General features: G+C 57.3%; 17 protein-coding genes and 1 rRNA gene (1 of these 18 cut by a window edge). 11 read left to right on the top strand and 7 right to left on the bottom strand.

What is annotated here, in order from left to right; translation table 11 throughout:
• Positions 1-33: 33 nt before the first annotated feature.
• From citF to QGH30_01925, 3 genes are read right to left on the bottom strand one after another with little or no spacing between them, the layout of a single operon-like run.
• Positions 34-1,590 carry a citrate lyase subunit alpha gene (gene citF / locus QGH30_01935; protein ID MDP7021096.1) on the bottom strand — a complete coding sequence of 519 codons (1,557 nt, stop codon included), beginning with the start codon at positions 1,588-1,590 and terminating at the stop codon, positions 34-36.
• Entirely contained in the window at positions 1,587-2,807 is a 1,221-nt protein-coding gene (locus tag QGH30_01930) for an aldolase/citrate lyase family protein (protein MDP7021095.1), read from the bottom strand. Before QGH30_01930 ends, citF begins: the two co-directional genes overlap by 4 nt.
• Positions 2,804-4,618 carry an aconitase/3-isopropylmalate dehydratase large subunit family protein gene (locus QGH30_01925; protein ID MDP7021094.1) on the bottom strand — a complete coding sequence of 605 codons (1,815 nt, stop codon included), beginning with the start codon at positions 4,616-4,618 and terminating at the stop codon, positions 2,804-2,806. Before QGH30_01925 ends, QGH30_01930 begins: the two co-directional genes overlap by 4 nt.
• 117 nt (positions 4,619-4,735) lie before the next feature.
• Here QGH30_01925 and QGH30_01920 point away from each other — a divergent pair, with 117 nt between their 5' ends.
• Complete coding sequence (locus QGH30_01920) at positions 4,736-5,755, top strand: hypothetical protein (GenBank protein ID MDP7021093.1); 1,020 nt, start codon at positions 4,736-4,738, stop codon at positions 5,753-5,755.
• Here the strand turns inward: QGH30_01920 and QGH30_01915 are convergent.
• Positions 5,752-6,546: an SDR family oxidoreductase gene (locus tag QGH30_01915; GenBank protein MDP7021092.1), complete on the bottom strand. Its 795-nt coding sequence runs from the start codon at positions 6,544-6,546 to the stop codon at positions 5,752-5,754. The genes QGH30_01920 and QGH30_01915 overlap by 4 nt on opposite strands.
• Positions 6,547-6,649: 103 nt before the next feature.
• On the opposite strand from QGH30_01915, the gene QGH30_01910 reads away from it, so the two are divergent.
• Positions 6,650-7,579: a histone deacetylase family protein gene (locus tag QGH30_01910; GenBank protein ID MDP7021091.1), complete on the top strand. Its 930-nt coding sequence runs from the start codon at positions 6,650-6,652 to the stop codon at positions 7,577-7,579.
• A gap of 54 nt (positions 7,580-7,633) precedes the next feature.
• Positions 7,634-8,197, top strand: coding sequence for an elongation factor P (efp, locus tag QGH30_01905; protein ID MDP7021090.1), 564 nt, complete (start codon positions 7,634-7,636; stop codon positions 8,195-8,197).
• Here the strand turns inward: efp and QGH30_01900 are convergent.
• Together QGH30_01900 and QGH30_01895 are read right to left on the bottom strand one after the other, a co-directional pair.
• On the bottom strand, positions 8,194-9,087 hold the full coding sequence (locus tag QGH30_01900) for a phosphate/phosphite/phosphonate ABC transporter substrate-binding protein (protein MDP7021089.1): 894 nt from the start codon (positions 9,085-9,087) through the stop codon (positions 8,194-8,196). The two genes, efp and QGH30_01900, sit on opposite strands and share 4 nt — an antisense overlap.
• A gap of 53 nt (positions 9,088-9,140) precedes the next feature.
• Positions 9,141-10,763 (bottom strand): GWxTD domain-containing protein, encoded by a 1,623-nt coding sequence (locus tag QGH30_01895; GenBank protein MDP7021088.1) that lies wholly within the window; start codon positions 10,761-10,763, stop codon positions 9,141-9,143.
• Between the two features lie 177 nt (positions 10,764-10,940).
• Here QGH30_01895 and QGH30_01890 point away from each other — a divergent pair, with 177 nt between their 5' ends.
• The 6 genes from QGH30_01890 (at position 10,941) to QGH30_01865 (ending at position 16,785) form a co-directional block, all read left to right on the top strand.
• Complete coding sequence (locus QGH30_01890) at positions 10,941-11,738, top strand: hypothetical protein (protein MDP7021087.1); 798 nt, start codon at positions 10,941-10,943, stop codon at positions 11,736-11,738.
• 124 nt (positions 11,739-11,862) lie between these two features.
• Complete coding sequence (locus QGH30_01885; GenBank protein MDP7021086.1) at positions 11,863-12,927, top strand: DUF933 domain-containing protein; 1,065 nt, start codon at positions 11,863-11,865, stop codon at positions 12,925-12,927.
• Positions 12,928-12,943: 16 nt separating this feature from the next.
• On the top strand, positions 12,944-13,912 hold the full coding sequence (locus tag QGH30_01880) for an HD domain-containing protein (GenBank protein ID MDP7021085.1): 969 nt from the start codon (positions 12,944-12,946) through the stop codon (positions 13,910-13,912).
• The gene (locus QGH30_01875) at positions 13,909-15,096 is read left to right on the top strand and encodes a phosphopentomutase (GenBank protein ID MDP7021084.1); all 1,188 of its coding nucleotides are present in this window, start codon (positions 13,909-13,911) and stop codon (positions 15,094-15,096) included. The genes QGH30_01880 and QGH30_01875 overlap by 4 nt, the downstream gene beginning before the upstream one ends.
• On the top strand, positions 15,089-15,487 hold the full coding sequence (cdd, locus tag QGH30_01870; GenBank protein MDP7021083.1) for a cytidine deaminase: 399 nt from the start codon (positions 15,089-15,091) through the stop codon (positions 15,485-15,487). The genes QGH30_01875 and cdd overlap by 8 nt, the downstream gene beginning before the upstream one ends.
• Complete coding sequence (locus QGH30_01865) at positions 15,484-16,785, top strand: thymidine phosphorylase (protein MDP7021082.1); 1,302 nt, start codon at positions 15,484-15,486, stop codon at positions 16,783-16,785. Before cdd ends, QGH30_01865 begins: the two co-directional genes overlap by 4 nt.
• Here QGH30_01865 and QGH30_01860 read toward each other — a convergent pair.
• Positions 16,782-18,938 (bottom strand): PBP1A family penicillin-binding protein, encoded by a 2,157-nt coding sequence (locus QGH30_01860; protein MDP7021081.1) that lies wholly within the window; start codon positions 18,936-18,938, stop codon positions 16,782-16,784. The two genes, QGH30_01865 and QGH30_01860, sit on opposite strands and share 4 nt — an antisense overlap.
• Positions 18,939-19,027: 89 nt before the next feature.
• Here QGH30_01860 and tyrS point away from each other — a divergent pair, with 89 nt between their 5' ends.
• The gene (tyrS, locus tag QGH30_01855; protein ID MDP7021080.1) at positions 19,028-20,248 is read left to right on the top strand and encodes a tyrosine--tRNA ligase; all 1,221 of its coding nucleotides are present in this window, start codon (positions 19,028-19,030) and stop codon (positions 20,246-20,248) included.
• A gap of 303 nt (positions 20,249-20,551) precedes the next feature.
• Positions 20,552-20,960, top strand: a 16S ribosomal RNA gene (locus tag QGH30_01850) (it continues 1,150 nt past the right edge of the window).

The raw sequence follows: 20,960 nt of genomic DNA, 5'->3' as shown, positions 1-20,960 counted from the left end.
GGGGGATTGCGGGGAACCAGGCCGGTTGCTGCCTTAAGATTTCACTTTAAATATCGAATCCATTACTGTGCCATCAACCCACTTGACGATACCGATTACTTCCTCGGTGAACTCGGGATGCTCCGGTTTTCCGCCGCAGAGTTTTTCGACCTCCTCCTGGATTTCCTCGAAACTGCGGATGGGGAGCCCGGAATTCCGGGTTTCCTCGATGAGATCTTCCCGGAGGGGATTGATGGCAATGCCTCGCTCCGAGACGATGACATCGATTAACTCGCCGGGGCCACAGAGAGTAGTAACCTCATCGACGAGAACCGGGATCCGGTCGCGAAAACTCGGAATCGGAAGAATCGTGGTATTGGCAAAGAGGCAGTTCTGCCATCCGCCGATACCGTGGAGCATGCGGCCGTCCGAGTGCGTGACCACATTGGCATTGAAATGGCGATCCACTTCCGTTGCGCCCAGAACCACGAAATCCACCAGGGAGGCGAAATTACCCTTCCCGTGCCAGTTGTAGCTGGTGTAGGGGCTCGTGGCGACGTGATTCCAGTTTTCGCGCAGGGAGCGAACACCTTCCAGATCGAAGGTCTGTCCGTCCAGAATGAAGTCCGTCAGCCCTTCCTCGAGCATCTCCACCAGATACTTCGTGGATCCACCACGAATGAAACGGGCATGGATCCCGTCTTCGCGCATCATGTCTCTCAAATAGATAGCCATGGCGAGGGCCGTCCCTCCGGCTCCGGCCTGCATGGAAAAACCGTCGCGATAGAGACTGGTGGAACGGATGAAGCGGGCAGTCAGGTCAGCGATAAGCAGTCGGTCGGGGCTCTTGGTGATCTGGGTTGTGCCGCTAACGATTTTCGCCGGGTCTCCGATCTCCTCAAGTTCCACCACATAGTCCACCTGATTGCCCTGAATCTGCCAGGGGATGCAGGGGAAATCGACCAGGTTGTCCGTCACCACGATGGTCTTGTCCGCATAGAGTGAATCGACCAGCCCGAAATTGAGACTTCCGCAGGCACTCGGCCCGCGGTCACCCGTGGCATTGCCGAAAGAGTCCGCGGTGGGAGCAGCAATGATGGCAATGTCAATGTGAACCTCCCCATCCTGCACAGCCTGCCAGCGGCCGCCATGGCTTCGCAGAACAGCGACTCCGTCCATTTCTCCGCTACTGGCATAATCCCCGAGCGGACCGTTCAGACTTCCCTCGACGCGCTTGACGACTCCGTTTTTCATATGCTCGATCACCGGCTCATGGCAGGGGAAGGCCGCACTCGGAAACCAGGTAAGACCCTGAACTCCCATTTCCGCCGCAGCATCGAATACCCGGGTCATGACCCGGTCGCCGTTTCGGAAGTGGTGGTGGTTGCTGATCGTCATGCCATCACGAAGTCCGCACTTCTCCAGTGCTTCGCGAAGACTGCTGACACGCTTGTCACCATCGGCTGGAAAATCCTGGCAGGAAGCATTTGGTGCGGCGGCTTTCTTTTCAAGGGGAGGGTGCTTGCCTACTCCCTGAAAAGGGACCTGGTCTACTCCGTTGACTTTCTTTGGTATGCTTCGTCCTGCTGCGTTCTTAACGAAGTCACTCATGACGGGTCCTCCCTGCGCCACTGTTCATTCAGGAGATTCATTGCAATGGCCAGATCCACGGTGTGTTGTGCCCGCTTGACGACGGGCGCATCAATCATCTTGCTTCCCAGGCTGACGACACCCAGGCCCTGTGCCTCGGCATCCTCAAAGGCCAGAACCACGCGGCAGGCCTTTTCGAGTTCTTCTTTTGAAGGAGCAAAGGTTTCATGGACGACCCGAATCTGCCGGGGATGGATGCATCCCTTGCCGTCAAATCCCAGAGCCTTTGCCTCGCGGACACTTTCGCGCAGACCTTCCTCATTGGCGACATCGCTGTAGACCGTGTCGATTGCCTGAATGCCGGTGGTCCGGCAGGAGTTGATGATCTGGCTCCTCATCCACAGGCTCTCGCGTCCTTCCTCGGTTCGGGGCACTCCGATATCGGCCGTGTAGTCTTCGAGCCCAATGGCCAGAGCGACGATGTTCCCGGAGGCCCGGGCGATTTCCAGAGAGGCAAGAACTCCGGCACTGCTTTCAATGATCGGCATCAACCAGACGCTTTCCTCACGACCGCATTCGGCGGAAATCTCCCGGATCTTCTCATCCACGATTCGAACATCCTCAGCAGACTCTACCTTGGGAATGAGGATCAATTGAACGGGGCAGGGGATGATCTCACCCAGATCATCCAGTCCGCGCTCTCCCTGATTGATCCGCACCATTCGTTCCGCCTCTCCGAAGTCGAGAGAAAGCAGGGCGTTTCTCACCAGAATGCGGGCCGCATCTTTTTCGGTGGGAGCTACAGCATCTTCGAGGTCGAGGATCAGGGCATCTGCGCCATGAAGCCCGGAATTGGGAAAGAGCTTCGGGCTGTTTCCGGGGAGGTATAGCCGACTGCGCCGGAAACGATCACGCCTGCTTTCACTGCGGGGCTTCGGCTCATCGGGCAGGATCCTCTTGTCGAGATCCGGCAATGCGCGACGGGCGGCAGCCTCAAGGCGGGCATCAATGCAGTAGGGAAGGGCACCGGCATCCTCCACTTGCAGTTTTGCGTTTTCGATGCCGAGAGTTTCCAGCCCCTTTCGCAACTGCCGGCGGATGGAATCTCCATACATGATCTCGACCTTGCTCTGAAGCTCGATTTCAAGGCCTCCGCTTCCGGCTGGCTCCACTTTCGTCCAGAGATCCGAACGGACTTTTCTGCCACGAACTCCCGCTTCTGCGACCTTCGCGCTCATGCTTCCTCCCGGCTTTCCAGCAGGCCTCCCCGCTGGTAGATTTCGAGTGCAACCTCACTGCAGGGCTTGCCAGTGAACTCGCTTCCATCTTCCCTGAGAATCATACCGCTTCGCAGATCCACTTCAATGATTTCTCCATCCTGAAGTCCCCGGGGAATCAGGTCAGCCTCCAGAATCGGCATCCCCGCATTGACGGCGTTGCGCTCGTAGATTGCACCGAAACTGCGGGCAAGGATGACGGTGATCCCCAGTGCCTTGAAACAGTCAACGGCCTGTTGACGGCTGCTCCCGGCCCCGAAGTTCGATCCGGTGACCACAATGTCCCCCGGCTTTGCCATTTTCGAGAAGTCTTCCCAGCCCTCAAGATTGTCGAAGGTGTAGGGAGCCATCTCTGAAAGCTCGGTGATGGCAAGGTAACGGTTGTGGAAAATCATGTCCGTATCAATGTCATCCTGGTCGATGACCCAGACCCGTCCCTTGAGCTTCTCCGGCTTACCCTCCGCCTTTGAATCTTCTCTCGAGGCAGGGCGGGGGGTCGGATCGCTTCCGAGGGGGAAAGAGGTGACGCCCGCAGGCATCTCTTCTTCGCTGGCAATGACACCGCTCAGGGCACTGCTTGCCACAGTGGAAGGGCTGGCCAGATACACTTCTCCGCGCCCCTGTTTTCCCGGATAGTTCCGGTTCCCGGTGGAGAGAGTCACTTCGCCGGGGCCATTCATTCCAATCTGGCCTGCTGCACAGCCGCCACAGCCAGCGTTGCCTACCAGGGCTCCGGCGTCCTTGAAGATCTCGATCAGGCCCTCCTCCAGGGCTGTCTTCCAGATCCGGTCCGTGCTCGGAACGATCTTGAGAACCACGCCGTCTGCGACCTGCTTGCCACGAAGCAGTTCCGCGGCAGCCCTCAGGTCCGAGAGCCTGCCGTTCGTGCAACTTCCGATGAAGGCCGAGTCGATCTTCCGTCCCGCCAATTCCCGAACCTCGCAGGTGTCATCCGGCTTCCCGGGTCTTGCGATCATGGGACGCAAACCATCCAGATTCAGCGAGATCCTGTCGGAGTACTCGGCATCCTCGTCAGGATACAGCGCTTCGAAATCCGCATTGCGCGCGCGGCAGTAGGCGATGACTTCTTCATTGGGCGGGAAGAGTGCGATAATCGCTCCCATTTCCGTGGCCATGGAGGAAATGGTGATCCGGTCGTCAAGGCCCAGTTGCTCGGCATACTCGCCATGGAACTCGGCGGAGTGACCGAGAAGGCCGCTGGCCCCCAGTTTCTGAAGGAGTGCAAGCACCAGATCCTTGGGTTTTGCGAAGGGCCCGGGCTTTCCTGTCAGCTCAATGCGAAGAGACGGAGGCAGGCGGAACCAGGTTTTTCCATAAGCGAAGACCTGGGCCATGTCCACATCCCCGAGACCCTGGCCAAAGGCGCCGATGGCACCCACGATGTTCGCATGACTGTCGGTGGAAACCAGGGTCTTGCCCGGAAGGGCCATTCCTTCTTCAAGCGCTACATGGGTTCCGATTCCTGCATCAATGTCATAGACCCGCACGCCTTCCTTGCGTGCGAAAATCCGGCAGCGCTGCTGGTTGGCTGCGTACTTCTGGTCGCTGCCGGTGGGATTCGTGTCGAAGGTGAAGAAGGTTCTGGAAGGATCGTCGAGACCCAGCCCCCGGCTCTCCAGATTGCCGACGACATTCGCTCCCCCGAAATCTCTTGCGATGCGAACATCGATTTCAAGGTCGACGATTTCTCCCGGCTTTGCTCCGGCTTTTCCGTGCTGGTCAAAGATCTTCTCGATCATACTGCGACCCATGGGATCTCCTTCAGTCTTGAGTCCGGGGATAATGAAGCGAATTGCCTCCGGGCATCAAGTCGCATTTTCCTCCTTTTTTCTGGACTCCCTCCGGGACTTTCTTCATCTTCCTCCATCATGTGGAAATCACTTTTCTTATTCGCTGCATTTGCCCTCCTTTCCCTTTCCTGTGCCGAGGAGGGACCGGTCGATCCTGACGGGGCTTGTCCCCAGGACTCCGGCTACTGGCTTCTTTTTGAAGAGGGGGAGGACTGTGAGGGGGCCTATTCCCGCATTCCGGTGCTGACTCTCGAACAGGAGGGTTGCCTTGTTTCCGCAAGCCTCGACGGGCTTGCCGGCCTCAGTCTTGAGACGGAGTCCACCCGCAATGATTCCAGCGTGGTACTGGTCTTTGAGGGAGAAGAGGGCGAGAGCAGTGCCCATGCTGTCTACCGGATCGACTATGGCACCGGGGAACTGGAGCTCACTTGTAGTGGCGTGATTCGCCAATCCGGGCAGACCTGTGACTTTGAGGGGCAGGGTTCGGCTCGTGAACTGGTCTTTGGTGAAGTCCTGGTGGAACTCACTCCGGGAGAAATCATGCTCGACCTGGAAGAGAGTTATGCCTTTTCTGCCTTTGTGCAGGGCAGCATCAATCAGGGAATCGACTGGTCACTGGACGAGGGGGAGAGCCACGGGAGCGTGGATGACGAAGGTCTCTACCTTGCTCCGGAATTTCTTCCTGACACGGCCACCGTTCACCTTCGGGCACGCAGCCAGGAGGACCCGACGGTTTCTTCCCTTGCAGAAATCTATCTTATGGATGCAGGGGCAGATTGTGAAAACCTGCGAGGCCACTGGTTTGTCGCCGACAGTAGTCGGGTCTTGTCCGGTGAATGCGAACCGACCGAAAGTTACAGCGAGTTCAACTGGGAGATTTCCCAGAACAGCTGTTGGATCCACTTTGAAGACGGAGCGATTCTGGTGGAAGTGGAAGTTCTGGGACAATCCGCCTCGGCGGTTATTGTCGATGGGCCGGACTTCTATAATTACAGTCTGGAGTTCTCTTCGGCAGGAGATTCACTTTCGGGAACCGTCATGGTGATCGCGGACGGATGTTTCATTTCCCGGACCTTGCATGGATTCCGGATCGACTAGCCGACGATGTCTTCCCCGCCATCGGCTCCGATCACATTTCCGCTGACCCAGTCGCCGGCAGGGCCGCAGAGGCTGACGATCAGTTCGGCAATATCCTCGGGCTCTGTCAGTCGCCCTGCGGGATTGTGCTGCCGGGCTTTCTCCAGAAGATTCTCATTGCCGGGAATCATGCGCAGCGCCGGGGTGTCAGTGACTCCTGCACGAATAGAATTGGCGGTGACTCCGATGGCTCCCAGTTCACTGGCAATCTGGCGGATGTGGCTTTCCAGAGCGCACTTGGCCGCACTGACGGCTCCGTAGGCGGGAATCACGCGGGCGGAGCCGGAACTGGTCATGGCAAAGACACGGCTTCCCTTCCCCAGTAATCCAGCCCGATAGAGGTCCTGAGCCCAGTAGACAAGACTGTGAGCCATGACATCGAGCGTCATCTCCATGCGGTCCCGTCGCATGGCCGCTTCTTCGGGATCCTTCGGGAAAAAGGGCAGAAGGGTGCCAAAGGCGAGACTGTGCATCAGAACACGGATCTGCCCGACGCCCTGCTCTTTCAGGGAGCGAATCACTTCGCCACGCTTATCTTCGCTGGACGCATTGATGTTGAAGAAGTGGGCTTCGACGCCCTGCTTCTCAATGTCGGCCACCAGTTCATGAACCAGAGGCATGGTGGCCTTCCGGTCGAGATGAATGCCCACGATGTGGCAAGCTTCCCTGGACAGCGCACGAGCCGCAGCGGCTCCGAAGCCGCTGGATGCGCCCAGGATCAATGCCCAGGAATTCTTGAGCCTGTTCTCCATGAAAGCTCCTTGAGAGGGTGGCGGAAGAATATACGAGCGAGGCAGGAATCGTCAACGACTTGCCTTCCTTTGACATGCTTTGTCGATGTGCTAGATTCTCGTCATGAAGTCTCCCATCGCCTTGTACACTGACCCTGCCTTCCTTTTGCATAATAACGGACTCGGACATCCGGAATGCCCCGAGCGCCTCATTGTAATAGACACGCTCTTCGAGGAACTGGAAAAGCAGGACTCCTTTCACCGGATTGAGCAATGCCCGCTTGCAAGTCGGGAGGAGATCCTCCGAGTCCACAGTGCCGATCATTTTGACAGGGTGAAAAGTGCCTGTGAAAGGGGACCGTCCTTTCTGGATCCTGACACTTCGGTCGTCCCGGAGAGTTGGCAGGCAGCACTCCGGGCTTCGGGGGCGGCGACGGAGGGAACCCGTCGTGTTCTATCGGGGGACTTCTCCCGCGCCTTCTGTGCGCTTCGTCCCCCGGGGCATCATGCGGAATCGAATCGGGCCATGGGCTTCTGCCTCTTCAATCACCTTGCGGTGGCGGCGGCCGATCTTCTGGAGTGCGGGCTGCGTCGAGTAGCGATCGTGGATTTTGATGTTCATCATGGCAATGGAACCGCCGGGATATTTCGAGAGGATGCTCGAGTCTTCTTCGCAAGTTGCCATCAGTGGCCCCACTATCCGGGGACGGGAGCCAGAGAGGATCGGGCCTGCGGCAACCAGCGGAACCGGCCCCTTCCGTCGGGGAGCGGAGATGAGGAAGTCCTTGCCTGGATGAAGGGAGAACTCATGGAACTGCTTCGGGAGCATCGCCCGGAGTTTCTCCTGATCTCAGCCGGTTTTGATGCCCATCGCCTTGATCCCTTGTCAGGGCTGCAGCTCAGCACGGAAGCCTATGGAGAGTTCGGCCGGATTTTGGGGGGTGCAGCAGACGAGATCTGCGAGGGTCGCCTGCTAGCCGTTCTTGAGGGCGGTTACCATTTGCAGGCCCTGCGGGATTCCCTTTCCGCCTTTCTGGAAGCTCTCCGTACTTGAAGCCCGCTCTACTCCTTGCTATGTTTCGCCCGAAATCGAATCCAAGGAGACAGGATGCCGAGAGTTCTTTCCAGCCAGCTTCGAGTGGGGAATGTGGTTCTGATCGACGGAGATCTTTGGAGAATCACCTACCAGTTTCATGTGACCCCCGGCAAAGGCCCTGCCCACATCCAGCTCAAGATGAAGAATCTCCATACCGGGAACAACAAGGAAGTTCGCAGCAACACCGGGGACAAGCTGGAGAAGGTGGATGTAATCACGGAAAAGAAAGAATTCCTTTACCAGAGCGGCGATGAGTTTGTCTTCATGGATGTTCAGGATTACGAACAGATTTCCCTGAACCCCGATCTGGTGGAAGAGGCCCTTCCCTACCTGGTTCCCAATATCGTCTGTGATGTTCAGACCTATGAAGGGCGCGTGGTGGGCCTTGCCCTTCCCAAGACGGTGGATATGGATGTGCAGGAAGCTCCGCCTGAAGCGAAGAATGCCACGGCAACGGCCCAGACCAAACCGGCCACCATGGAGACGGGCCTCATCGTGACGGTTCCAGCCTTTGTGAACACCGGAGACCGGATCCGCGTGGATACGAGCACCGGCAAGTATCTTGAGCGCGCCTAGAGGCTGAAGACCCGCTTGTAGGCTTCCCTCACAGGATCATAGTCCTTGCTCCGGGCTTCCTCCAGACTATCGATATTGTAGAGATCCCGCAGAATGGTCTGCCCGGGGCGACTGTTTCCCATTTCCACCATCGCCTTGACTACCTTGTCCACCAGGGCCGGGTGAGTGGAGTACATCTTGCCCGTTGCCGTGAAGGTGTCTCCGGGGATGGGATGGCTCAGGAAGATGGTGCTCAGCTTTGCTGCCTCTTCGCGAGGAAGAAACTCCTCTGCCGTCCAGGATCCGATCTTGCCCCGGGGATCATCGGCAAAGGTGGCTCCTGCATCCACTCTTCCATCAAGCACCATTCGGATGACTTCACCATGGCCGCCCGCATACAGGACTTCCGAGAAGAAGGTATCCGGATCGATTCCCTCTTTCAGGAGACTGCTCTTGGGGATCACATAGCCGGAAGTGGAACCGAGATGCGTGAAGGCAAAACGCTTGTCCTTCAGGTCTCCCAGTTTGCGGATGCCACTGTCCTTTCGAACCAGCACGGCACTCCAGTAGTAGGGCTGCCCGGATCGAACGGCCTTGAGCAGCACCTTTGCATCGGCCACTTCCTCGGCCTTGATCAGCCCGAGGGGAGAGAGCCAGGCAAAGTCCACCTGGTTTGCCCCGATGTCCCGAATCAGCAGGCTGTAACTACCGGCAATGACAGGCTTGATCTGCAGGCCGCTTCTTTCCTCCAGGAAGGCTGCAAAGGCATTGGCCTTGATCTTGATGATCCCGGGACTGCTTCCGCCATTGAAACCGATTCGTATCGGTCTGCCCGGGGTTCCTTCCTGGGAAGATGCGGGAAGTGAAAAGAGGACGGTGGAGAGAAGGAGAATCAGGATCCGGGAGAACACGGGCACCTCCTATGTGCAATCCCAGTATTCCCCAGAACGCAGAAACTGTCAACTCATCGAAGGTTCCCTGCGGGGACAATGCTGAACTGTCCGCGGCTTCGGGCGATCCTGCCACTGAGGCTGTCTTCCACTTCAAGCTCGATCAGATAACTGTCCGAGTCAAAGGTCTGTGTGGAGACTGTCAGGGGGTGTCTGCTGAGTTCCTCCCCGTGCTGATCGCGGAAGCTCGCACTGATCTCGGAATCGATGACTTCTTCGCGGGTCCAGAGCCAGGAACTGCGGATCTTCGGATTCTTGCGACGAATCCGGTAACGAACTGAGTAGTTCTTGAGTCCGTCCTGATCTGCTTTCAGACCGTAGATCTCGAAATACAGTTGAAGATTGAGATGGGAAGAATAGGCGTGGAAGGGGTGAGGGGTCAGGCTCCATTCCCCATGTGTGGATTCGTTTTCCGGCCCTGCTTCCCTGATGTCCGAAAGGAAACTGAGGTCACTGACCGCCAGAGTGTCCCGGGGAAAAGAAGGAACTTCTACCGCCGTGGTGAAAACCTGAAGCCGACCGCTATGCTGGTCTTCAAGGCGAAGGGCCATGCGATAGGAACCCGGGGGAAGCTCCTGAGCCGAGATTCCCGGGATCAATTCTCCGCTGCGTGTTTCCTCCATCGAAGTCCGGCGAATGTCCAGGGAATCTTCCCTGCTGGAAACCCTCCGATCCTCTTCGTCAAAGAAGGCGACCCTTCTAAGGAGTTTCGCCTGGAACTGGCTGCTTTCGAAGTTCCAGCGAAAACCAAGATCCCGAATTCTGACCTCATGGCTGAGTTCTACTCTCGTATTCCCGGAACTGGCCCGAAAGCAGTCCACGGCAAACACGGCCCACAGGGCTTCCGCCTGAAAATCGTACTGGTAGTGATCCTCTCCCTTTCGGACCGCATCCTTCCAGGCTCCCCGCATCTTCCGGATCCGGGGGAGGAGCAACTCTGCCGTGTGAGCCTCACTTTGTAGGTCCAGAATGTTCTGGATCTCACCTTCCGCAAGTTTCCGGACCATCTGCTGATAGATCTCGGGGTTGCTCCGTTTCAGGTCCCGAAGGAGGGCACGGGCCTCTTCACTTCCCTCTCCGGAGACCTGTCCTGCAGCACGGCTGGCAACATCCGGTCGGCTGGAGGGCAGGTCCAGAATTGCTTCTTCGTATTCCCCGTCAAGATTCCGGTCCTCATAATCGGCCCTCATTTTGCTGTCCACCCAGATCCAGGTTTCCCGACCGGGATGGTGGCCGGTCTCATCGAACCAGTCATCCTGAAAGAGGATCTCATCGGGAGGGCCGAGGAGCAGAAGGTCGCGGCCCCGGAGGTCGAAACCGGGAGACCTTTCCAGGGGATAGGCACTCCTCGCGCGAGCCAGTCGCTTTTCGTGCTCCTCTTTTCTCTCATTGAAGAGAGTGGTGGGAGTGGGATCCCGCCGGACCCAGAAAGCCTCAATCCAGAGGTCCATGTCTTCGGGAAGCAGAAGATTGCGAAAAGAATCCTTCTCCAGGGGGCTCATGAGAACGGAGAGGTCATCCCAGACATAGACCTGCCAGTCCTGCAGGCCGGGCTGGCTCGGGGACTCCTTTCCCGAAGCGGAAAAGGGGGCGATGGCAAGGGCGAGAAAGAGGAGAATGCCGATAGAATACTTCATCTACCTCAACTTAGGTTTCCCGGAGCCAAAGGGGAAGGGCAATTCTGTCTTCCCTTCATTTCGAAAAAGCGGTTTTTCCTGCCATAAGCCGTTGACGGAAGCCGAATCGGGTGCTAATTTTCCTCGGCTTCTCCAGTCTGGAGAGGCGCCTTATCGTTTTGTCAAGGAGCTTCATCAATGCTGCGGAAAAGCGTTTTGACGCGTGTCCTGATCCTGTCCCTGACGGCTCTGCTCGTCCTTCCACTGGCAGGATGCGGGAAAAAGAAGGTCGAGAATCCTTACGAAAACGTCACCCTGGGTGGTGCCCTGAGCGGGGAGAGCGAACACAAGCTCTTCATGTTCGAGTTGAACCAGCCCGAGATCCTTTCTGTGGAAGGGAATCTTGCCCTCTTGAGGGAGGAAGACCGCATCGAGTTTCTGGTCGCAGATGATCTGAACCTCCTGACGACTCTGGAGACAGGCTACAAACTGGGCGTACATCGCGAGTTTGGCACCCAACCTGAGGTCTACCTCATCCTCGAACATGTCATCGACGGGCCGGACACTTCTTTTGTGACCGCCGATGAGATGCCTTCCTTCCCCAGCTACCAGACGCAGGGGGGCTTCAATGGAGCCGCCTATTCCAATCTGGAGGAGCAGCTTTCCGGCATGAGTGCTGCCGAGGTCAAGGCCATGATGAAGAGTCTCGGTCGCAAGGGCGAGAAAATCTGGATGAGCGGTTCCCTGAGTCGCGCTGAGGCCGGTGGCGTCATGCGTTACTTCATCGAAAATGATCAGGGGCGTTTCATCCTTGAAGGTGTGACTCCCCAGGGTTCCCTTTTCCTCAAGGCTCTTCTGAAGTCTGAAGCGGCCTTCGATTGTGCCGGCGTTCTCGGGAAGTTGAACAATCCCCGGATGCGTCGGGAGACGGGTGTCAGCGGCCCCCTGACTCTTGAGCACTTCCGCTTTCAGGAATACGTGATCACGAACGGCTGATCCTGTTCTTTTGCCCCGGCCCTCGATTTGCGGGAGCCGGGGTTTTTTGTGCCTGAACCGAGCGCTTTCTCTTTCCTGCAAAGCCCCCGTGTGCTTCAATTCAGATAGATAGAAGGGATCCGGAATGAAAATCGGACTGATCGGTTTTCCGCTCAGTGGGAAGACAACCGTCTTCAATCTCCTCACCGGTAGCGAAGAGGAAACGCCAGGCTTTTCCGCAGGACGAGCGGAGAGCCATCGTGCCCATGTCCCGGTACCGGATCTCCGGGTGGATCGTCTTTCAGGGATCTTCCAGCCTCGGAAAACTACCCGTGCCGAGATCGATTTCCTGGACCTGTCCGGTTTTGTGCCCGGAGGCGGGGGACTGGACTCCCGGGTTCTGGATGATCTCCGCAACCTGGATGCCCTGGTCCACGTCCTTCGCGATTTCACATCCGAAGAAGTTCCTCCCGATCCGGACTCCCGAGGTGTCTTCGAGGACGCTCTGGCCATGGAGACAGAGCTGGTGCTCACGGATCTGATTCTGATAGAACAGCGACTGGAGAAGATCCGCAAGGACCTCCAGAAGGGCCGAAAGGAGCTTCAGCCGGAGCTCGATCTGATGGAGAAGCTCCTGGCCTGGCTGGAGGGCGAGCAGGCCCTTCGAAATCTGGAACTGGGAGAATCCGAAGAGGCTCTCCTGAAAACCTATCAGTTCCTCAGTCGGGTTCCGGTCGTGCTTCTGGTCAACCATGGAGACGATTCCGGGGAGTATGGGAATCTGGAAGACTGGTGCAGGGAAAAGGGAATTGCCCTGATCACCATGGACTCTGCGAGCGAGTGGGAGATTTCCCGCCTTCCGGAGGACGAGCGGGGGGCTTTTCTCGAGGATCTCGGCGTGGAGGAACCGGCACGTAGTCGCTTTATCCGCACATGCTATTCCTTGCTGAAGCTGATCTCCTTCTTTACGGTGGGAGAGGACGAAGTGAGAGCCTGGACGATTTCATCCGGGTTGATTGCCCATCGGGCCGCCGGAAAGATTCACAGTGATCTGGAGAGAGGCTTCATCCGCGCGGAGACGATTGCCTATGATAATTTCATCAGTCTGGGTTCGCTGGCCGAGGCTCGCAAGCAGGGCGCCCTCCGGCTCGAAGGAAAAGAGTACGAAGTGAAGGATGGAGACATCCTGAACATCCGTTTTAATGTCTGAACGCAGGAAGCGGGGAATGATGATCAAGCAGAAAGTGGCGTCGCTGAAGGTCGGGAGCCGGATCGATGGTCCTTATGTCCTGAAGCGGAAGATTCTGAAGAAGAACCCGGACGGAAGTACTTTCGCCCTGTTTCAGTTCAGCGACAACACGGGCGTGGTCGGGGGAATTCTCTGGGACCTGGCAGAGAAGACCTGCGGCAGTATTCAGCAGGGGGGCTTTGTCCGTGTCCACGGAGAGGTTCACCAGCATCGTGACTCCCTCCAGGTGAAGGTATTCCAGATTGAGTCAATCCAGGGAGAAGAACTGGATCTCTCTGACTTCCTGCCTGTTACCCCTCTGGACCGGGACGAACTCATGTCGGAGTGGAAGGCAAGGGTCAACGAAGTCTCGTCGGAGGCTCTGCGCAGGCTGCTACTGGACATGCTGGAAGATGAGCAACTGGGCTGGGAGTTCCGCAATGCTCCGGCCGGCAAGACCTGGCACCATCCCTATGTGGGAGGACTTCTGGAGCATGTGGTCAAGCTGAGCCGCCTGGCCCAGAAGGTCTGTGATCTCTATCCTGAACTGGATCGTGACCTGATGATCGCTTCCTGTTTTCTGCACGATCTCGGCAAGGCCCGGGAAATGGATTACAAGACTTCCATCGAGTACAACTCGGAAGGGCGCCTTCTGGGCCATGTCGTTCAGGGGGTTGAGATTCTGGATTCCTTTCTGCCCGGCCACCCGGACCTGGATCCGGAGCAGGTCGTGCAACTCAAGCATATCGTGGTCAGTCATCAGGGGAGCTATGAGTATGGAAGCCCCAAGCTGCCCATGACCCTGGAGGCCATCGCCTTTCATCTTATCGACAATCTGGATGCCCAGGTCGACGGCTATGCAAGGGTCATGGATGAGGCTCGCCGCAGCCAGGGAGACGAAAGCGAGTGGACCGGCATTCACCGTCTTCTCGGACGACCTCTTTTCCTGGGTGGGCGCGAAGAATGAAGCCCCGCGTCTTTACGGTGATTCTCGATGGTCTGGGTCTCGGTGACCTTCCTGACTCGCAGGACTTCGGAGACAGCGGTCGAAATACTCTGGCTCATGTTTGCGAAGGCGCGGAGGGGATCTCTTTGCCGGCCATGGAAAGTCTGGGGCTGGGCCTGGTGCAGCCCTTTGCCGGAATGAACCCGAGCGTAATGCCTCGGGGATTTCGGGGGAAAATGCTTGAAAAGAGCCGGGGCAAGGACAGTACGACCGGGCACTGGGAACTGGCCGGGCTTCTGAGCCCGAAGCCCTTTCCCGTCTATCCGGAGGGATTTCCTCCCGAGATTGTCCGGGAACTCGAGGAAGTCAGCGGCTACCGCTTTCTGGCAAACCGCCCGGCCTCCGGTACCCGGATTCTTGAGGAGTTGGGGGAAGAGCATCTTCGCACGGGCCGTCCCATTCTCTACACTTCCGCAGATCCGGTAATGCAGATTGCCGCCCATGAAGATGTTCTGGACGAGAAAGCCCTCTACATGCTCTGCCAGCAGGCTCGGGAGATCATGCGGGGTCCCCACGAGGTCACCCGTGTCATTGCGCGCCCCTTTACTGGTATTCCGGGAGCCTTCGAGCGAAGCCCCGGGCGACGGGATTTTTCCCTGGAGCCGCCCCGTGCGACCCTGCTTGACCTGCTACTGGAAGCCGGGATTCCCGTAAACGGGGTCGGCAAGGTGGTGGACCTCTTTGCGGGGCGAGGCTTTTCGAGCCGGATCAGTTCCAAAAGCAACGAAGAGGGCATGGAGCATTTCACCCGCTTGCAATCGGAGATGCGATCGCCGGGATTCGCCTTGGTGAATCTTGTGGATTTTGACATGCTCTGGGGGCATCGGAATGATGTGGAAGGTTTTGCAGAAGGCCTTCAGGTTTTTGACCGCTGGCTGGGTACTTTCCTTGAGGGAATGCGCGATGAAGACTGGCTCTTTCTGACTGCGGATCACGGAAACGATCCCACGGGGCCCGGGACGGATCATACCCGGGAGTATGTTCCGATTCTGGGATTTTCTCCCTCCATGAAGAGCGACTGCGATCTGGGCATTCGGAGGACCTTCAGCGATTATGCGGAAACTGTGGCCGGGATATTCGGTCTGTCACCTCTGGGGACGGGAACTTCTTTCCTGCCCAGTATACGGGAGGCGATGAATGGATAAACTGCTGGAAAAAGCACTCGAGGCGCGTGAGATGGCCTATGCGCCCTATTCCGGGTTCCGGGTAGGCGCGGCTCTGGAAACGGAGAGCGGTGAGATCTTTTCCGCTGCGAATCTTGAAAATGCTTCTCTGGGGCTCTCGGTCTGCGCCGAAAGGAATGCCGTTGCTCGCGCCGTACATTCCGGCCAGAGGCGTTTTACCCGAATTGCAATCTCCAGCGATGCGCCTTTCGGTGTCCCTCCCTGTGGTGCCTGTCGTCAGGTGCTTCAGGAGTTTGCCGAAGATCTGGAGATTCTCCTCATCGATGAAGACGGATCAGCAAGAAGCTACCGGCTGAAAGAGCTTCTGCCTGCTCCCTTCACGCCTGAGCAGCTTCGGGAGGCCGGCGAGTGAATCTGCAGCCGATGATTCTCAAGAAAAGGGGCGGCGGGGAGCTTACTTCCGGGGAACTGAATCGTCTGGTGGCCGGTGTGGTTGATGGCTCCATCCCGGACTACCAGCTTTCTGCATTTCTGATGGCCGTCTATTTTCAGGGGATGAGTGTCGAAGAAACCCGGGAGTTCACCCGGGCCATGAGCGAGTCCGGATCTCGACATGAGTGGGGTCACCTTGCCCGCACAACTGCAGACAAGCACAGCACAGGAGGAGTGGGGGACAAAGTCTCCCTGGTCCTTGCTCCCCTTGCCGCAGCCTGTGGGCTGGCCGTGCCCATGCTCAGCGGAAGGGGGCTCGGCTTTACCGGAGGGACCCTCGACAAACTGGAGTCCATTCCCGGTTTCAGGACCAGCCTCCCGGAGTCCGAGTTTCGTGAGATCATGGAACAACATCATTTCTGCCTGATCGGGCAAAGCGAGGAAATCGCTCCAGCCGATAAAAGGCTCTACTCCCTGCGGGATGTTACCGGCACCGTGGAGTCCCTTCCTCTTGTGGTCGCATCGATTTTGTCCAAAAAACTGGCCGCCGGACCTTCCTCCCTGGTTATTGACCTCAAAGTGGGACGGGGCGCCTTTATGCAGGACATGAAGTCAGCAAGAGAGTTGGGGCTTGCCCTGAGAGACACGGCCGCCAGCCTCGGCCTGCCCACCCGGGTTCTCTTCACGAACATGGATTCTCCTCTCGGGCAGTGTGTCGGCAATGGCCCGGAGATGGAAGAATCCCTGGATATCCTTGCCGGGAGGATTTCCAATGAAGTTCGCGAACTGTCTCTTCGACTCTGTGCGGAAATGTTGCTGGGAAGCGGGCTGGAGGAAGAGGAGAGTGTCGCCCTGGCCATGGCCGAAGAGGCGCTGGATTCCGGAAGGGCCCTGGAGTGTTTCTTGGGCCTCTGCGAAGCCCAGGGAGGACGCCTGGACCCCCATGACGAGCGATGGGGTTTGCCAGAGGCCGACTACTCCCGGGAAGTTCTCTCCGATGAGGAGGGCTTTCTCCTTCCCTTCGATGCCCGAAAGGTCGGAGAGCTCAGTGTACAACTGGGTGCCGGTAGGGAGAGGGCGGAGGATGGTGTGGATCCCCGGGCCGGGATTCGTTTCCTTCGGAAGCCGGGGGACAAGGTGCTTCCCGGAGATGTCTTGCTTCGCGTAGAAGGGTCGGAGAAAGAAAAGGTGGATGTCTGTGCGGATTCCCTGTCGAAGTGCCTCTCACTGGGCGAAGATGCGCCAGTTTCTGCACCCCTTGTCCTCTCGTCTCTTTAAGGACTGTTGAACTCGTCCACTTCCATGGACTGACGGTCCATGTCCCGGAACTCCGAGCCGGATCCTCTCCATTGTGAACTGCTCAGGGAATGACGATCGCAGGGGCGATTGGGTTCCCGTCCCTCGATAAACACTTCCTGCATCGTCTCCGGGCAATAGCGAGTGGGCAAGAGGCTCGACTCTCTGCAGACTGCCAGTTTTCCTACGCCTTCCGGAACCTCAAACTCCCTGACTTCCAGAGAGTCATGGGCCGCGAGCATGATCCCGGTCCAGATCGGAAGAGCGGCATGGGCGCCTTCCATCCAGCGACCCATGTCCTTGCGCTCATCGAAGCCCACCCAGACACCACAGACATAGTCAGGCGTGTAGCCGACAAACCAGGCATCGTTGTTGTTATCCGTGGTTCCCGTTTTTCCGGCGGCCGGCCGGGTCAGTCCCATCCTGCGCGCACGAACTCCGGTTCCCTGAGTGATGACGCTCTGCAGCATGTTGGTCATCAGATAACATGTCTTTGAATCGAGAACCTCTCTGCGTTCTGCCTGATGCTCTTCCAGAACATGGCCCCAGCGGTCCACGACGCGGAGGATGGCATAAGGCTCGCTCAGAACGCCGCCTCTGGCAAGGGTCCCGTAGGCACCGGTGATTTCAATCAGGGGAACATCCGCAGCACCCAGAGCAAGGGAGAGGACATTTGGCAAGGGGCTGTCGATTCCCAGACGGCGTGCATAGTCGATCACGGTCGAGGGACCGAGCCTCTGGATCAGTCTCACCGCCGGAATGTTGATGGACTTGTCAAGAGCATGCCGCAGCGTGACCTCGCCCTTGAACTTGCCGGAGTGATTACGAGGCTTCCAGGGTTCCTGTCCTCTCTGTTTGACCACCAGAGGTGCATCCAGGATCTGGTCACTGGGCGCGAGCCCGTTTTCGAGAGCTGCCAGATAGACGAAGGGTTTGAAGGAAGAACCCGGCTGTCTGGAAGACTGTACTGCGCGGTTGTACTCGCTGTGGCGGAAGTCCCTTCCTCCAAGCATGGCGCGGATGGCTCCGTCTTCTGAGTCCAAAAGAATGGCCGCACCCTGCAAGTACTGGCGGGAGGCGGGAATGGTAGCCGCAGTATCAAGCATCGCAGAGACGGTCTCATAAGTATCCTCATACTTCATGGACTTTTCGAGGTATGCGAGATGTTCTTCCATCCGGACTTCTGCCTGGGCCTGCAGCGTGGAGTCAATGCTGGTGTGAACCACCAGCCCCTCTCGGTAGAGCCGGTCATAGCCGTAGCGGTCGATCAGGTGCTTGCGAACATGTTCCAGAAAGTAACTGCCGGTTCTGGCTCTGGGTCCCATCCTTCCCACAACCGACAGGGGGATGGTTTTCAGGGAGTCGCACTCCCACTCGCTGATGACCTGGTTCCTTGCCATGAGGTAAAGAGCCAGATCCCTTCTGCGGGACGCTCTTTCCGGAAAGCGAAGCGGATTGTAGGCCCAGGGGTTTTTCGCCATTCCTGCAATCAGCGCACTTTCTTCAATGCGAAGATCCGATGCGGAAACGCCAAAGACACTCCGCGCCGTGGACTCCACTCCCCATGCCCCCGCACCAAAATAGATCTGGTTGATGTACATCGTGAGAATCTCATCTTTCGAGTAGGTTCTCTCGATCTTCAGGGTCAGGATCAGCTCTTTCAGTTTTCTGGTGAGAGTTTGCTCCTTGGTAAGGAAAAGGTCCCGGGCCAGCTGCATGGTCAGGGTGCTTCCCCCGTGCAGTGGGGCATTGGGACTCTTGAGCAGAATGGCAAGATCCCGAATCAGGATTTTCGGCCAGCGAACCAGATCCACTCCCCAGTGGCGATAGAATCGTTTGTCCTCCACGGAGAGAACGGCATCGACCAGATGCCGGGGCACTTCATCCAGACTGACGGCCACCCGGTTCTCGGTGCCAAAGGAGCCATAGACTTTTCCATTGCGATCAAGAACCTGCGTCTTGAGATTGTGTGTGATCACCTGAAGCCGCGTAGTGGAGGGCAGGTCCCGGGAGAGCCAGACCAGCAGGGCAATGGACATGCCCATCCCGAAAGTGAGCAGGATGCTCAAGACGCGAAAGCTGAGAAGCCATCTCAGCAGCCGCCATCGTTTTTTGTTTTTCCAGTGTCTGCTCATTATTCTCTAATAAAGCCCGACTGAATTGTCTTGTCAATTCCAGCCTTTGGTGATTCATTCGCCCTCGAGAACGAAGGGAGCGATGTTCCATGTTGCCGGTGAAAGAACAGTTGAGTGTAATCATGGAGGGGGTCGAGGAGCTTCTTCCCGAAGACCTTCTGGAAAAGAAGCTCGAGCGGGCTGTGCGCGAGGATCTCCCTCTCGTCATCAAACAGGGTTTTGACCCCACGGCTCCCGATCTTCATCTCGGGCACGCTGTCGGTCTTCGAAAACTTCGGCAGTTTCAGGATCTGGGCCATCGGGTGGTATTTCTGATCGGGGACTTCACCGCCCTGATCGGCGACCCTTCGGGCCGCTCGGAAATGCGTCCGAGAATGGATCGGGAACAGGTTCTCAATAATGCGGAGACCTACCGCTCGCAGGTGCACAAGATCCTCGACATGGATAAACTCGAGATGCGTTTTAACAGCGAGTGGTGCATGAACATGAACTTCGCAGAAGTTCTGTCTCTTTCGAGCCATTACACGGTTGCCAGAATGCTCGAGCGCGATGACTTCTCCAAGCGCTTCTCCAGCCAGCTTCCGATCAGCATTATGGAGTTTTTCTACCCTCTGGTTCAGGGCTATGATTCCGTGGCCCTGAAAGCAGATGTCGAGGTGGGGGGGACCGACCAGAAATTCAACCTCCTGATTGGCCGCCATCTCCAGGAAGCCTACGGGCAGGAAGCTCAGGTGATCCTGACTCTTCCCCTGCTGGAAGGTACCAGAGGCGGGGACAAGATGAGCAAAAGTCTCGGCAACTATATCGGGATCATGGAGCCGGCGGCCGAGATTTTCGGCAAGGCCATGTCCATTCCCGATGAACTCCTGTCTTCCTACTACACTCTGGCGGCCTGGTTCCCGAAAGAGGAAGCGGAGCAGGATATGGAGATCCTCAAGAGCCATTCCGTGAATCCCGTGCTCCTCAAAAGGAAAATGGCCCGGAGACTGGTCGACCTTTATCATGGAGAGGGGGAAGGGCTGAAAGCGGAAGAGGCCTTCAATCAGGTCTTTGTCAAGAAGGACATCCCCGACGAAATGCCTCTCCACGAACTCCCCCGCGGCGGGGAGGATGTCTGGATTGTTGCAATTCTGGAAGCGTCCGGGCTGGTGAAAAGCCGTGGCGAGGCTCGAAGAATGATCCGGCAGGGTGCCGTTTCCATCGATGGAGAAAAGGTGGAAAATGAGGGTAGCTCACTGTCCACGGAGCTATCCGGAGACCGGATCATCAAGGTGGGGAAGCGTCGATTCCTGCGAATTCGCATCACCTGAACATTTCCACTTTATTCTCTTGCAAGGTGTTGACAGCCATAAGGCTCCGTCCTATATTGCTCCCCGCTTCAGGAAACCTCTGGGGGAACTGAAGAGCACCCGACACAATTCCATACAAGGTATTGACATCTGGGTGAGCGGGGGTTAGATTCAATCTCCTTGCGCCTAGGGGCGCAGTCTGCTCTTTGAAAACCGAATAGCGCACAAACCTGTCGATTCAGCCAGTAGCTATCCACCTTATGTGGATGGTTTCAGCATAGTCGGAGAGGAGTTCGCTCCTGCTCCGACATGGATTCAAACACTACAATGGAGAGTTTGATCCTGGCTCAGAACGAACGTTGGCGGCGTGGATTAGGCATGCAAGTCGAACGAGAAAGCATCCTTCGGGATGCGAGTAGAGTGGCGAACGGGTGAGTAACGCGTGGGGAACCTGCCCTTGAGTGTGGGACAACACCTCTAACGAGGTGCTAATACCGCATAACATCTCTGAAAGGCATCTTCCGGAGATCAAAGGAGGCCTCTGATTTAAGCTTTCGCTTAGGGATGGCCCCGCGTCCGATTAGCTTGTTGGTGAGGTAATGGCTCACCAAGGCTTCGATCGGTAGCCGGCCTGAGAGGGTGTCCGGCCACACTGGGACTGAGATACGGCCCAGACTCCTACGGGAGGCAGCAGTCGAGAAGCTTCCGCAATGGGGGAAACCCTGACGGAGCG

Source organism: Candidatus Krumholzibacteriia bacterium, from assembly GCA_030748535.1.
In the GTDB taxonomy this organism is placed as follows: domain Bacteria; phylum Krumholzibacteriota; class Krumholzibacteriia; order JACNKJ01; family JACNKJ01; genus JASMLU01.
The sequence above is the reverse complement of the archived record's forward strand: the minus strand, read 5'-3'. Positions and strand labels throughout refer to the sequence as shown.

Coding starts and splice junctions, on each gene's coding strand:
- QGH30_01875 (MDP7021084.1), top strand. CDS start 13,909: ATGAAGCCCCGCGTCTTTACGGTGATTCTCGATGGTCTGGGTCTCGGT.
- QGH30_01860 (MDP7021081.1), bottom strand. CDS start 18,938: ATGAGCAGACACTGGAAAAACAAAAAACGATGGCGGCTGCTGAGATGG.
- QGH30_01925 (MDP7021094.1), bottom strand. CDS start 4,618: ATGGGTCGCAGTATGATCGAGAAGATCTTTGACCAGCACGGAAAAGCC.
- tyrS (MDP7021080.1), top strand. CDS start 19,028: ATGTTGCCGGTGAAAGAACAGTTGAGTGTAATCATGGAGGGGGTCGAG.
- QGH30_01930 (MDP7021095.1), bottom strand. CDS start 2,807: ATGAGCGCGAAGGTCGCAGAAGCGGGAGTTCGTGGCAGAAAAGTCCGT.
- QGH30_01885 (MDP7021086.1), top strand. CDS start 11,863: ATGAAAATCGGACTGATCGGTTTTCCGCTCAGTGGGAAGACAACCGTC.
- citF (MDP7021096.1), bottom strand. CDS start 1,590: ATGAGTGACTTCGTTAAGAACGCAGCAGGACGAAGCATACCAAAGAAA.
- efp (MDP7021090.1), top strand. CDS start 7,634: ATGCCGAGAGTTCTTTCCAGCCAGCTTCGAGTGGGGAATGTGGTTCTG.
- QGH30_01920 (MDP7021093.1), top strand. CDS start 4,736: ATGTGGAAATCACTTTTCTTATTCGCTGCATTTGCCCTCCTTTCCCTT.
- QGH30_01910 (MDP7021091.1), top strand. CDS start 6,650: ATGAAGTCTCCCATCGCCTTGTACACTGACCCTGCCTTCCTTTTGCAT.
- QGH30_01880 (MDP7021085.1), top strand. CDS start 12,944: ATGATGATCAAGCAGAAAGTGGCGTCGCTGAAGGTCGGGAGCCGGATC.
- cdd (MDP7021083.1), top strand. CDS start 15,089: ATGGATAAACTGCTGGAAAAAGCACTCGAGGCGCGTGAGATGGCCTAT.
- QGH30_01890 (MDP7021087.1), top strand. CDS start 10,941: ATGCTGCGGAAAAGCGTTTTGACGCGTGTCCTGATCCTGTCCCTGACG.
- QGH30_01915 (MDP7021092.1), bottom strand. CDS start 6,546: ATGGAGAACAGGCTCAAGAATTCCTGGGCATTGATCCTGGGCGCATCC.
- QGH30_01895 (MDP7021088.1), bottom strand. CDS start 10,763: ATGAAGTATTCTATCGGCATTCTCCTCTTTCTCGCCCTTGCCATCGCC.